Raw genomic sequence first — 12,753 nt, 5'->3', positions numbered from 1 at the left:
AAACATGGCGGTGTATCAAGTATTGGTTGTCGATGATTCCGCTTTTATGCGCAAAATTGTCACGGATTTAATTGAAGCTGACCCGGAATTCAAAGTTGCGGCAACGGCTTCAACCGGCAAGGAAGCAATTGAAAAAGCAGTGGATTTAAAGCCTGATGTAATTACGATGGATGTAGAAATGCCTGAGATGAACGGGCTGGATGCACTGAAGTCGATCATGCAGAAGTCATCGGTGCCTGTAATTATGCTATCAGGTATCAATGAACAAGGTATGAAGGAAACCATCATGGCGCTTGAGGCAGGAGCCTTTGATTTTATACGCAAGCCTTCCATTTCACATGATCAAGATATTGCTCAGGTAGGCAAGGCCCTCGTCGAGCGGATGCGGGCGGCCATGAACGAAATCAAGCGAAAAGCAGAGCGTGAGGAATCCTTGAAACAGACGAAAGAGATTCAGGAACATCTCTTGCGTCAATCTCAGCGAGTACAGCGTGATGCTCCTGCACAAGTTCGCAGAGAACCCGCTCACAAAAGGATTGATCCTGTTCAGCCAGTTACAAGGCCAAACAGTGAACCAAGTGAGCGACCCCAGTCCAAAGTGCTGCAGCGAAACATGCCGCTGGCGGATCAGAAAAAAGAGCGGCCAGACAAAAAACTGGAAGCTCCAAAGAGCCCAGATCGTGTTCCTGATACAAGAGACGCTAAGTTGCCTAAACCTATTAAGCCCCTTCATACTCCGAAGGAGTTGCGGAATGTTGAGCCAATACGGTCGGCAATGGAGCAAACGGCTGCATCCTCAAATCAACCATTACCAAAAGCAGTAACGGGGACTGATAGTGCATTCAACAAAATTGTCGCAATTGGCTGCTCTACGGGAGGTCCAAGGGCCCTTAAAACTTTGCTTGAGGAACTGCCTGCTGATTTGCCTGCACCTGTCATCATAGTGCAGCACATGCCGCCAAACTTTACAAGGTCTCTGGCACAACGGCTGAATACCTTCAGTCCGCTGCATGTCGTTGAGGCTGAAGAAGGTATGGTTCTCAAGAAAGGTTCTGCTTATATCGCTCCTGGTGGATATCACATCGTCGTAAGTAAAGCAACCGATGGAAAGTATATTCTGAAGCTTACGGAGCAACATCCGGTGAATGGCCATCGGCCTTCAGTGGATACGATGTTTGAGTCCTTGTTGCCTTTTACGTCGCTTCAGCGGCATTTGGTTTTGCTGACCGGTATGGGCAGTGATGGAGCGAGAATGATGAAAAAGCTGTATGAAGCGGGTGTAACGTCTACCTTTGCGGAAAATGAAGAGACCTGTGTGGTGTATGGAATGCCGCGTTCTGCTGTAGAGCTGCAATGCGTACGTCATCTTCTGCCTTTGCAGGAGATCGCCCCAAAACTTGTTCAAGCAGTGAAATAAACGGAGTGTAACTCATGGAGGAGGTGCCTCACAATGGACATGAACCAATACTTATCCATGTTTATTGATGAGTCTAATGATCATCTGCAATCCCTTAACGACAACATGCTTCAACTCGAAGGCAATCCGGAGGATCTGGGTATAGTCCAAGTCATTTTCCGCTCTGCTCATACTTTGAAAGGTATGGCCGCAACAATGGGCTTTGAGGATTTGGCATCATTGACACACAAAATGGAGAATGTGTTAGATCTTGTGCGTAATGAGAAATTGAAAATGCAGGACTATATTTTTGATACTCTGTTTAAGAGTTTGGACGCGCTTGAATCCATGGTTCAGGATATTACCAGTGGTGGAGAAGGTAAAGCCGATGTTTCCGCAATTGTCGCTTCCCTTCAAGCTATTGAAAGTGGTGAATGGACAGGTGGTGAAACTCCAGCTGCTACAACAACGGCTAAGCCGGTAGAAACCATTTCATCGGCTGTTGATCTGGACGAATTCCAATATTCTGTTCTGGACCAGTCTATCGCGGAAGGGCATCGAGTTTTCTACATTGATGTGCTTGTTAGTGAGGATAGCCAGCTGAAAGGTGTACGTGCCTACATGGTCTTTGATCTCTTGGAGCGTTCGGGTGAAGTTGTGAAGTCTTTCCCTACGGTTCAGGATATTGAGCAGGAGAAGTTTGAGCGCAGTTTCTCGTTGTATTACATAACAACCAAAGAAGCGCAGGAACTGGAAAAAAGCATTTTAAGCATTTCAGAGATAGAAAGTGCCAAAGTCATTCAGCTGGATCAAGAAACTCTTCAGCAGATGACCAATCAGGCTGCAGCAGCAGTTGAAGCTGAAACAGTCGCCATAGCAACAGCTGTATCACAAGAGATCGCAACTGCGGTCAAAACAGAAGAAAAACCAGCAGCCAAACCTGCTGCACCAACTAAACAGGCAGCCGCACCTTCGCGTACGATCCGAGTGGATATTGAGCGATTGGATGTACTGATGAATTTATTCAGCGAATTGCTGATTGATCGGTCGCGTCTGGAGCAATTGGCAAGTGAAACGGGTAATAATGATCTATCCGATACTGTGGCTCATCTCAGCAGAGTCAGCTCAGACCTGCAAAATATCGTTCTCAAGCTGCGCATGGTACCTGTAGATACCGTATTTAACCGGTTCCCACGAATGATTCGTGACCTAGCCAAAACCTTGGATAAAAAGATTGACCTGGTCATTACCGGTGCTGAAACGGAATTGGATCGTACTGTCATTGACGAGATCGGTGACCCATTGGTGCATTTGCTGCGTAACGCTGTGGACCACGGTGTCGAATCAATCGCAGAACGTGTTGCTGCCGGAAAACCGGAAATGGGCACAGTTAACCTTCGAGCTTTCCACAGTGGCAACCATGTTTTCATTGAGATTGAAGATGACGGCAAAGGAATTTATCGTGAGAAGCTTTTACAAACAGCCATTAAACGCGGTGTCGTGACGGAAGAACAGGGTGCGAAGATGAGCGACGATGAAGTTAATCAGCTTTTATTCGCTCCTGGTTTCAGTACAGCTGACAAAATCTCGGATATCTCTGGTCGCGGAGTAGGTTTGGACGTTGTAAAATCCAAAATCACTTCGCTTGGCGGTAATGTAACCATTCATTCCACACCAGGCAAAGGCACTAATTTCTCGGTTCAACTGCCATTGACGTTGTCAATTATCGCTGCAATGCTTGTACGAGTTGGTTCCGAGAAATATGCGATTCCGTTGTCCTCCATCGTGGAGACGGCCATTGTGCAGCGTGAACAAGTTCGTAATATTCATGGTAATAAAATGATTACGTTCCGTGAATCCCTCATTCCGTACTTGTCGTTAAACGAAGTGTTTGGCGTACCTGATTTCAATGATGAGGATGAGTCGGAAACAGAAATCGTCGTCATCCGCAAAGGAGATCGTCTAGCAGCGGTTTCCGTGGAAGAGTTTATCGGACAGAGCGAGATTGTTCTCAAATCAATGGGAACCTATCTTCCTTCCATTGAAGGAATCTCCGGAGCAACCATCCTGGGAGATGGACAAGTAGCTCTCATCGTTGATCCTAACGCATTTATCAAATAAGCAACTAAGCCTTACACTTATTAGGGAGGTTTTATTCATGGAAGAATTGAAAGTCATCGTCTTTAAACTAGGATCTGAAGAATACGGTATTGAGGTTGATAAAGTTCAGACGATTGAACGCATGATGCCGATTACTCGTGTCCCTAAGACATTTTCCTTCGTAAAAGGGGTTATTAATCTTCGCGGGGTTGTTATCCCTGTTATCGACTTGCGTGGTCGTTTCTCTCTACCAGAAACAGAATATACGGATCAAACTCGAATTGTCATTGTAGCTGTAGGTGACATGCAGGTTGGATTCATCGTTGATGCAGCCAATGACGTAATTGACATTAAGAGCAGTGCAATTGACAGTCCGCCGGAAGTGGTGGGTGGAGTCAAAGCAAGATATCTGCGCGGAGTGGCTAAATTGGAAAATGAGCGTTTGTTGATCATGCTTAATCTGCATGAAGTATTGAATAAAAGCGAAGTTGTACAGCTGGAAAGTGTCGAGGGCTAACACGTGGAGATGTTCAACCGATTTGAGGGATTCCAAATGGATGTGCTCAAAGAGGTCGGTAACATTGGAGCAGGCAACGCCGCAACGGCGTTGTCTCAACTTCTAAATAGACCGATTGACATGGGCGTGCCGACAGTACAGATGCTCCCTTTTGAAGAAGTAGCTGAAAAAGTGGGCGGGGACGAACGAATCGTGGTGACTGTCTTTTTACGTGTTGAAGGCGAGGCGCCAGGTAATCTGTTCTTCATGATGACCCCGGAAGCCGCCAAAATGCTGCTGAACCGGCTTGCTGGTTTTGATCTGAAAGAGGGCCTCATGTTTACGGATATGGAACAGTCTGCGTTATCGGAAATCGGTAATATTCTGGCTGGATCATATCTTTCATCACTTGCAGATTTCACCAAACTGTCGATGTATCCAACGGTTCCCGGACTTGCCATTGACATGGCAGGGGCAATACTCAGCTATGGGCTGCTGCAATTTGGCGAAATGGGAGACGATGCACTTTTGATTGACACATCGTTCTTCGAAGGAGAAGATCAGGTGGAAGGTCAATTTTTCCTGATTCCCGATCCATTGTCATTTGCCAAGATATTTGAATCTTTAGGGGTGCCTCTGGATCATGATTGAAGAAAAAAGCGTCGTTAAAGTCGGTATGGCGGATTTGAACATTGCTCACCTTCCTGGCATAATCCGCACGACAGGGCTTGGTTCTTGTGTGGGGTTAACGATGTATGATCCGCATTTGAAGCTGGCTGGAATGGCGCATGTGATGCTTCCTTCTTCAGAGATTGCAAGAGAAGGAAAATTGAACACAGCTAAATATGCCGATACGGCGTTGCCTGAGTTATTAGAAAAGATGTTAAAACTCGGCGCATCTCGTTCACGTATCGTGTCCAAAATGGCAGGTGGTGCTCAGATGTTTGCTTTTTCAGGAGCTGGAGATACCATGCGTATTGGGCCGAGGAATGCGGAATCTTGCCGGGAATGGTTGCAAAAGCTTAATATTCCTCTTCTTGCTGAAGACACTGGTGGAAATTATGGCCGGACCATTGAAATGGACTGTGAAACAGGGATTTTAAATATTAGAAGTGTACAAATGGGTGTAAAGGAATTATAAAACTATGATAGGAAACTACCGCATTAATCTTGGAGCAGGCATAGTCGGATTTATTCTGACTTTTTTTGTAGCATACAGCAGCAATTTGTTGATGACCAGTTTAATTCGCGGGTTAATCGGATTCGTAGCCTGGTACGCCCTTGCTTTTGGTTTGCGCTGGGGGCTGGGGTTGCTGCTGACCCCGTCCGCAGGAAGTAAGGGTTTCGATTATGATCCCCAAATTGGTCCAGAAATGAGAGGTTCGCAGGTTGACATTAAACTCGAAGACGATGGACAAGAGCTAAACGACTTGCTCAAGAATGGACAGAACGCCTCCTCTGGGGAAGAGATTCCGCCATCCGAGACGAAAGCTCCAACGGGTTTCGCCCCTTTGGATCCGCCTAAACTGGTCCGGACCAAGGATCCGGAAGAAATGGCGCAGGCCGTTCGTCACCTGACAGACAAATAAGGAGGGTGAAAGCAATTGGACGAGCGTAAAGCTTCACATTTGAACCATGCTGATCTGTGGGAAAAGTGGAAAGAACACGGAGATCTTGAAGCCAAAAAAGCTTTAATTGAAAAATATCTTCACATTGTGAATTATGTATCCGGTCGTTTGGCTGTCGGATTACCCAAAAATGTCCCAAAAGATGATCTGGAGAGCAATGGCGTCATGGGACTAATCGATGCTCTTGAGAAATTCGACTATGAACGAGGCCTTCAATTTGAGACGTACGCCTCATGGCGAGTTCGTGGAGCGATCCTGGATGGTTTGCGTCAAGGAGACTGGGTTCCCCGTTCAGTGCGAGAAAAGGCTAAACGAATCGAAGATGCATATCAGCAGCTGGAGCAAACCTATCTACGGTCAGTAAGCGATGAAGAAATGAGTCAGTATCTTGACGTGTCGACTAAGGACTTCCAACATATGCTCCAGGAAGTGGCGGTAATGTCACTGTGCTCTCTTGAAGACCCGATTCGGGAAGAAGAGTCAGAGACTCGTCTTTCTTTAATGGTCGATGAAAAGGCCAAAAATCCAGATTACAAAGTGAACGAGTTTTATCTGAAGGATGCTTTGGTTCAGGGACTCGATAAGCTGACAGTTAAAGAGAGAACGGTAGTTTCCCTCTTGTATTATGAAGACTTATCGCTTAGTGAAATCGCTGAAGTGATGTCTCTTTCACCATCGCGTATATCTCAGCTGCATTCCAAAGCCATTTTGAGACTCCGTGGAACGCTCGAAAAACAGAAGGATCTGTTAATGCGCAAAGATTAATAGAAAGCTTGATTACACGGATTTCGGGGAGTGGAAAGTCTAAAAGGAGGAAGAACTGCATTGACACAGCGAATTGCTTTGGAACAATGCCTTAGCGTTGTTTTATCGGAAGATAAAAGTACGGCCTACCTTGAGTTTTCCAAGCAGGAAGAAGGTTTCACCTGCACGCTGGATGACCTGGAACAGTTTATTGCGGGTCAGGGCATTAAGTATGGTGTGCTGCGTGAGGCACTGCTCGTGTTTGTGAATCAACCTGAAACTTATATGAATACGCAGTTGAAGATCGCCGAAGGCATCGCGGCTGTTCCTGGAACAGACGGGTACATCAAGGTATTGGTTGGCATGGACGATGCGAGTGAACGGCGGCCTCTGGAAGCGGAAGATGGCAAGGTGGATTACAAAGAAGTAACTCGGTTGAATAATGTAAAATCAGGTCAAATCATTGCCGAGCGCATTCCTCCAGTGGATGGCTCAGTAGGCCAGGCCGTTACTGGTGAGCAAATTCCTTTTCGACCAGGGAAAGACGCACGATTCAAAGTGGGGAAAAATGTTGTTATTAATCCGGATGGATCTGCAATGTATGCCGCTTTGGATGGACTCGTGACCAAAACGGAAGGGAACAAACTGAATGTATTCCCGGTATACGAAATAAATGGCGATGTAGACTACAATATCGGTAATATTGATTTTGTAGGTACGGTGGTCATACGCGGCAATGTACTGACTGGTTTTAAAATAAAAGCTGCGGGTGACATTCGCGTAGTCGGCGGTGTCGAAGGCGCAGAGCTAGAAGCAGGGGGCTCTGTTGAGATCACTGGTGGTATTATCGGATATAACAAAGGGCTTGTTCAGGCGGGTCACAATGTCAAATGCACCTTTATTCAGGAAGGTAACGTAGATGCAGGTGAAGATGTTCTCGTCTCTCAAAGCATTATGCATTCCAATATCCGTGCAGGCAGGAGCGTGATCTGTGCCGGCACCAAAGGCCTTATTGTTGGTGGATCCATTCAAGCCGGTGAGAACGTTTCAGCACGAATTGTGGGGAACAGCATGTCGACAGTAACTTCGATTGAAGTTGGTGTTCTACCCAAACTGCGTAACGAACTGAGTGAATTGCGTAAAGTGCTCAGGGAACAGATGGATTCATTAGACAAAACGAAAAAAGCATTGGTACTGCTGGACCAATTAGCTGCTGCTGGACAACTGAGTCCTGACAAAATGGCTATGCGAGTTAAGCTTACGGCTACACAAAAATCGGCACTTCGTCTTAATGAGGAAACCAAGTCACGTATATTCGAAATTGAAAAAGTATTGGAAGATACGAGCAGAGCCCGGGTGGATATTCTCAAGATGATTTACGGAGGCTCTAAGATAGTTATCGGCAGATACACCAAATTTATTAAAGATCCTGTGAGTAGAATTTCATTTTATTATCATGACGGGGACATTACGATGACTCCATTCGTTTAAGTACAGCATCAGGCACAGGTAGAAAACCATTCGAAACCGTGAGGTGAGCGTATGAGTTTTAAGGCAGTAGAGTTGCAGATTGCAGTACCACGAACAAGTGAAGCCGGTCGGTATCAGAGCGAATATCAGCAGCGGCCGGTCACGGACCAGAATTTACTGGCAGTGCAAACGGCCAAGGAAGCAGAAGAGGCAAGACAGCGCAGTGAAGCGATGGAAGAAACAACACATACAGGTGTACGAGACGGTCAATCTAGTAATGGAGAGCACGAAGGGGGTTCCCGGGAGCAGGAGACGATCCAGATGTCAGAGCAAGTCAAACCTGCGGAGCATCCGTACAAAGGAAAACATGTGGATCTGTCATTGTAACCCTTTCCGTATTACAAAAATGAAGACTTGAGCTTTGAAGGCGATATCCAAAGGAGAGGAACCAATTTGTCACCATGGGTTATTATTGTCATATTAGGTGCCTGTGCCATTGCATATGCATTCATCATGCCCAAGAAAAATAAGACGCCAGAACCTAGCCAACAATTAGTGCAAGAGATGGAATCCACACTTGAACATTATATGGCTGAGATCGAAAGCGATAATGATGCCCTTATTCAGCGTGTTGCTGAAATGAAGGGAGAGGCGGCAGCTGCAGATCAACGCATGCAAATGCAGCTTGAAGAATTGCAGAAGCGTCTCAATGAACTTGAAAAAAGCAAAGAGTCCGAAACCCATCATGTTTCAGATATTTCAAAGGATGAATTCAATGCGCTGCAGGCTCAGGCTCTTGTGGCCAGTATGAGAGATGACGCCACAAAGCAGATTTCAGAAACTGAGCCAACACAAAGTGGCCAAGAGCCTGTCAATGAGCGAGAGTCAATCAAAGATCGGTATTCAGAAGTGTTTCATTTGTATGATGAAGGCAAATCAGTGGATGCGATCGCAAAACAGACCGGCATACAACGTGGAGAAGTACAGCTGATTCTTCAGCTGGCAGAACGGGAGGAAGGCTAAGAGATGGACAAGCGCTCCCTATGGATTGGAATTGGAACGGGCATGATCATTGGAGCAGTGCTGCTTCAGCTTGCCACAGTGGGACAAAACGCCCTATCTGACAGCAGTTTGGAAACGGATCCGGCTGCAACTGCAGCCAATCTGACGAAGGAAGAGCTGGAGTTGGTTGCCAAAAGCATGGATTTGAAGCTTGTCGGTACAGAGGACGAACTATATACGGAAGCCGAATGGGTACAAAAGAAAAAGCAGGAGAGCAGTGAAATGCAGGGGGAAACGGCTGCTGCTCCGAAGAAAGCAGAGGATACTAGTGATCCGGCAGCTCCCACGGAGCCTCAGCAGCCAGCTTCAAGTGGCAATGAGAGTCCGAATAATGTGAGCGAGCCAAAAGCAGCAGAGCCATCGTCACCGAATACGCCTCAAAAGGCAACAGTCACATTTAGAGTGCGTTCTGGTAACAGTTTGGCGATTGTCGCTGGAAATCTCGAGAAAGCTGGCATAGTAGAGGATGCCCAGGCCTTCATTAAGGCGGGAAAGGCAGAGCGAATCAACACCAAGATTCAGGTGGGAACGTACGCACTTGAAAAAGGGGAAAGCTTCGAATCCATCATCGCCAAAATTACTCAAGAACCGTCAAGCTGAGTACACTCAGGCAAGACGGTTCTTTTATTTTATAGTCTAATTGGGCAATAATTATAGTCGGAGATTCCACATAACATAAAAACGTTGTGCGACTAGGTATTTTTGCTTTCAAAGACTGTTGCATCAGCCAAGCAGTTATGCTATATTAGATAACGGTGTTAAAACACACGCATGTGCTAATTTTGTTGAGGGTGCTTTCCTGATGGAGAGTCTTGGCGAAAAATGATGCCGGCGGAGGACACAATAAAAACCATATTAGGAGGTGTGTGAAGATGGCAGTAATCTCCATGAAGCAGCTTCTCGAAGCTGGGGTACACTTCGGTCACCAAACTCGTCGTTGGAACCCAAAAATGGATCGTTATATCTTCACTGAAAGAAACGGAATTTACATCATCGATTTGCAAAAAACGGTGAAAAAAGTCGAAGAGGCTTACAACTTCGTTAAAGGAATCGCAGGAGAGAATGGTACAATTCTTTTCGTGGGTACTAAGAAACAAGCTCAAGATTCTGTTAAAGAAGAAGCTGAACGCGCTGGTCAATTCTACATTAACCAACGTTGGTTGGGCGGCACTCTGACTAACTTCCAAACGATTCAAAAACGTATTGATCGTTTGAAACAACTGGAAGCTTGGGAAGAAGACGGCACATTCGCTGTATTGCCTAAAAAAGAAGTTATCTTGCTTCGCAAAGAAAAAGATCGTCTGGAGAAATTCCTCGGCGGTATTAAAAATATGAAAGGCCTGCCAAGCGCCCTGTTCATCATCGATCCACGCAAAGAGCGTATCGCTGTTGCTGAAGCTCGCAAATTGGGTATCCCAATTGTAGGTATCGTTGATACAAACTGCGATCCGGACGAAATCGATTATGTTATCCCAGGTAACGACGATGCAATCCGCGCTGTTAAGCTGTTGACAGGTAAAATGGCTGATGCCGTGATCGAAGCTAACCAAGGCGAAGAAACTTCCGCTTAATAGATTCGAACATAACGAATGAACTAAATGAAAAGGGTGGTTGGTAGGTGGATAACCTCTCACTGCCCTTTTTTTAGAGTGTACGTGTACGTACAATACTTATTTTGGAGGGAATTAATAATGGCAGTTAACGCGAGTGCAGTAAAAGAACTTCGTGAAAAAACGGGCGCTGGTATGCTCGATTGCAAAAAAGCACTGGAAGAAGCAAATGGTGATATCACAAAAGCGGCTGAAATTCTGCGTGAAAAAGGTCTTTCCGCAGCTGCAAACAAAGCAGGACGTGCAGCTACTGAAGGTACTGTAGAATCTTATATCCACGCTGGTGGCCGTATCGGTGTCCTGGTAGAAGTTAACTGCGAAACTGACTTCGTAGGTAAAACAGACCAATTCAAAGATTTCGTTAAAGACATCGCTATGCAAATCGCTGCAGCTAGTCCGAAATTCGTAACTCGTGAAGAAGTTCCTGCAGAAGAGCTGGAAAAAGAAAAAGAAATCTTGAAAGCTCAAGCGCTGAACGAAGGCAAACCAGAAAAAATCGTTGAGAAAATGGTTGAAGGCCGTATCGGTAAATACTACGAAGAGTACTGCCTGATGGAACAAACTTTCGTTAAAGATCCAGACAAAACAATCTCCCAATTGCTGAATGAAAAAATCAGCCAAATCGGTGAGAACATCTCCATCCGTCGTTTCGTTCGTTACGAACTGGGTGAAGGTTTGGAGAAAAAAGTAGATAACTTCGTAGAAGAAGTTATGTCCCAAGTGAACAAATAAGACGGTTTTATACCGGCAAGCAGAAATTGGTTTTCGAAGATATAAGAATGATAAAACTTCGAAGCAGAGCTCCCTTATATCTCAGGAAAACAGTGCCTAACCGGTTAATCGTTTTTCTAAAAGAGTGGAACACAGTCGTGTTCCTTTCTTTTTAAGCAGGAGGCCATGCGCGAGAAGTTTTGTTGATTGAACACCGAAGGTGCTCAAGTTTAAAGTGGAGGGTGAACAATTGGAACAGCCAGTATTCAAACGCGTTGTCTTAAAGGTTAGTGGGGAGTCCCTTTCCGGTCAAAACGGCTATGGTATTGATGCAGAGACGATCTCGTCGATTGCTCAGCAGGTAAAAGAAGTTGTTGAACTTGGTGTGCAGGTTGCCATCGTATGTGGTGGCGGAAACATCTGGCGCGGAATCGCCGGCAGCGAAAACGGCATCGATCGAGCAACAGCCGACTATATGGGAATGTTAGCTACAGTAATGAACTCGCTAGCACTGCAAGATGCATTGGAACAGATTGAAGTGCCTACACGTGTACAGACTTCAATTGCCATGCAGCAAATTGCAGAGCCATATATCCGTCGCAGAGCTATTCGTCATCTGGAGAAAGGCCGTGTCGTTATTTTTGCAGCAGGTACAGGTAACCCGTTCTTCTCCACGGATACAACAGCAGCACTGCGCGCAGCGGAGATCGAAGCAGAAGTCATCTTGATGGCTAAAAACAAAGTTGATGGCGTATACTCGGCCGATCCGTTCAAGGATAGTACAGCTGAGAAATATGAGCAATTGACTTACCTCGATGTACTTAACAAAAATCTTGGTGTAATGGATTCGACGGCGTCCTCGCTCTGCATGGACAACAACATTCCGTTGATTGTATTTGCCATTACAGAACAAGGTAACATCAAACGTGTAGTTCTGGGTGAACGCATCGGAACAATCGTTAAAGGGAGTGTAGATTAATGCCAGAAGCGGTTAAAAAACATGCCGAAGAACGTATGGATAAAGCAATTCAAGCGTTACGTCGTGATCTTGCCACTTTGCGTGCAGGACGTGCAACTCCGGCTCTTCTGGACCGGGTTCAGGTAGAGTACTATGGAGCAATGACACCACTTAATCAACTCGCGAATATTAGCACACCAGATTCCCGTACGCTGATGATTCAGCCATGGGACAAATCTTCTATGGGTGAAATCGAACGTGCGATCATGAAGTCGGATCTGGGATTAACACCGGCCAACGATGGTAATATGATTCGTTTGTCCATTCCTCCACTTACAGAGGAGCGCAGAACAGAACTCGTAAAACTGACGAAAAAGTTCGGCGAAGAAGGAAAAGTTGCGATTCGTAACATTCGTCGTGATGCGAATGATGATATTAAAAAAATGGAGAAGTCAGAGATTTCCGAGGACGAGTCCCGGAGACATCAGGACGATATCCAAAAATCGACCGACAAGTTTATTGCTGAAGTCGATAAGGTACTCGCTGCCAAAGAAAAAGAAATTATGGAAGTGTAAGAC

The 12,753-nt window shown here is 45.8% G+C and carries 15 protein-coding genes; all 15 read left to right on the top strand.

The window, feature by feature from the left end:
- Positions 1-4: 4 nt before the first annotated feature.
- The 15 genes from ABIC22_RS28205 to frr all read left to right on the top strand — a co-directional run bounded on the left by ABIC22_RS28205 (position 5) and on the right by frr (position 12,750).
- The gene (locus ABIC22_RS28205) at positions 5-1,417 is read left to right on the top strand and encodes a protein-glutamate methylesterase/protein-glutamine glutaminase (RefSeq protein WP_127536249.1); all 1,413 of its coding nucleotides are present in this window, start codon (positions 5-7) and stop codon (positions 1,415-1,417) included.
- 33 nt (positions 1,418-1,450) lie between these two features.
- A complete protein-coding gene (locus tag ABIC22_RS28200; RefSeq protein ID WP_354485394.1) occupies positions 1,451-3,517 on the top strand; it encodes a chemotaxis protein CheW in 2,067 nt (688 codons plus the stop codon).
- A gap of 37 nt (positions 3,518-3,554) precedes the next feature.
- The gene (locus ABIC22_RS28195; RefSeq protein WP_127536247.1) at positions 3,555-4,013 is read left to right on the top strand and encodes a chemotaxis protein CheW; all 459 of its coding nucleotides are present in this window, start codon (positions 3,555-3,557) and stop codon (positions 4,011-4,013) included.
- Positions 4,014-4,022: 9 nt separating this feature from the next.
- A complete protein-coding gene (locus ABIC22_RS28190) occupies positions 4,023-4,643 on the top strand; it encodes a chemotaxis protein CheC (RefSeq protein WP_095287977.1) in 621 nt (206 codons plus the stop codon).
- On the top strand, positions 4,636-5,133 hold the full coding sequence (locus ABIC22_RS28185; RefSeq protein WP_095287809.1) for a chemotaxis protein CheD: 498 nt from the start codon (positions 4,636-4,638) through the stop codon (positions 5,131-5,133). The genes ABIC22_RS28190 and ABIC22_RS28185 overlap by 8 nt, the downstream gene beginning before the upstream one ends.
- Positions 5,134-5,137: 4 nt before the next feature.
- A complete protein-coding gene (locus tag ABIC22_RS28180; RefSeq protein WP_127536246.1) occupies positions 5,138-5,581 on the top strand; it encodes a hypothetical protein in 444 nt (147 codons plus the stop codon).
- A 15-nt stretch (positions 5,582-5,596) separates the two neighbouring features.
- Positions 5,597-6,385: a FliA/WhiG family RNA polymerase sigma factor gene (locus ABIC22_RS28175; protein WP_095287807.1), complete on the top strand. Its 789-nt coding sequence runs from the start codon at positions 5,597-5,599 to the stop codon at positions 6,383-6,385.
- A gap of 60 nt (positions 6,386-6,445) precedes the next feature.
- A complete protein-coding gene (locus tag ABIC22_RS28170) occupies positions 6,446-7,855 on the top strand; it encodes a flagellar assembly protein A (RefSeq protein WP_354485391.1) in 1,410 nt (469 codons plus the stop codon).
- A 51-nt stretch (positions 7,856-7,906) separates the two neighbouring features.
- Complete coding sequence (locus ABIC22_RS28165; protein WP_127536244.1) at positions 7,907-8,221, top strand: hypothetical protein; 315 nt, start codon at positions 7,907-7,909, stop codon at positions 8,219-8,221.
- Between the two features lie 66 nt (positions 8,222-8,287).
- A complete protein-coding gene (locus tag ABIC22_RS28160; protein ID WP_354485389.1) occupies positions 8,288-8,857 on the top strand; it encodes a DUF6115 domain-containing protein in 570 nt (189 codons plus the stop codon).
- A 3-nt stretch (positions 8,858-8,860) separates the two neighbouring features.
- On the top strand, positions 8,861-9,496 hold the full coding sequence (locus tag ABIC22_RS28155) for a peptidase (RefSeq protein WP_354485387.1): 636 nt from the start codon (positions 8,861-8,863) through the stop codon (positions 9,494-9,496).
- 272 nt (positions 9,497-9,768) lie between these two features.
- Positions 9,769-10,467, top strand: a complete 699-nt coding sequence (gene rpsB, locus ABIC22_RS28150) for a 30S ribosomal protein S2 (RefSeq protein WP_047842496.1) — start codon at positions 9,769-9,771, stop codon at positions 10,465-10,467.
- A 120-nt stretch (positions 10,468-10,587) separates the two neighbouring features.
- On the top strand, positions 10,588-11,238 hold the full coding sequence (tsf, locus tag ABIC22_RS28145; RefSeq protein WP_095287802.1) for a translation elongation factor Ts: 651 nt from the start codon (positions 10,588-10,590) through the stop codon (positions 11,236-11,238).
- 229 nt (positions 11,239-11,467) lie between these two features.
- A complete protein-coding gene (pyrH, locus tag ABIC22_RS28140) occupies positions 11,468-12,196 on the top strand; it encodes a UMP kinase (RefSeq protein ID WP_095287801.1) in 729 nt (242 codons plus the stop codon).
- Entirely contained in the window at positions 12,196-12,750 is a 555-nt protein-coding gene (gene frr / locus ABIC22_RS28135; RefSeq protein ID WP_095287800.1) for a ribosome recycling factor, read from the top strand. The genes pyrH and frr overlap by 1 nt, the downstream gene beginning before the upstream one ends.
- The last annotated feature ends 3 nt before the right edge of the window (positions 12,751-12,753 follow it).

The organism is Paenibacillus sp. PvP094, from assembly GCF_040546835.1.
GTDB classification, from domain to species: domain Bacteria; phylum Bacillota; class Bacilli; order Paenibacillales; family Paenibacillaceae; genus Paenibacillus; species Paenibacillus illinoisensis.
The sequence above is the reverse complement of the archived record's forward strand: the minus strand, read 5'-3'. Positions and strand labels throughout refer to the sequence as shown.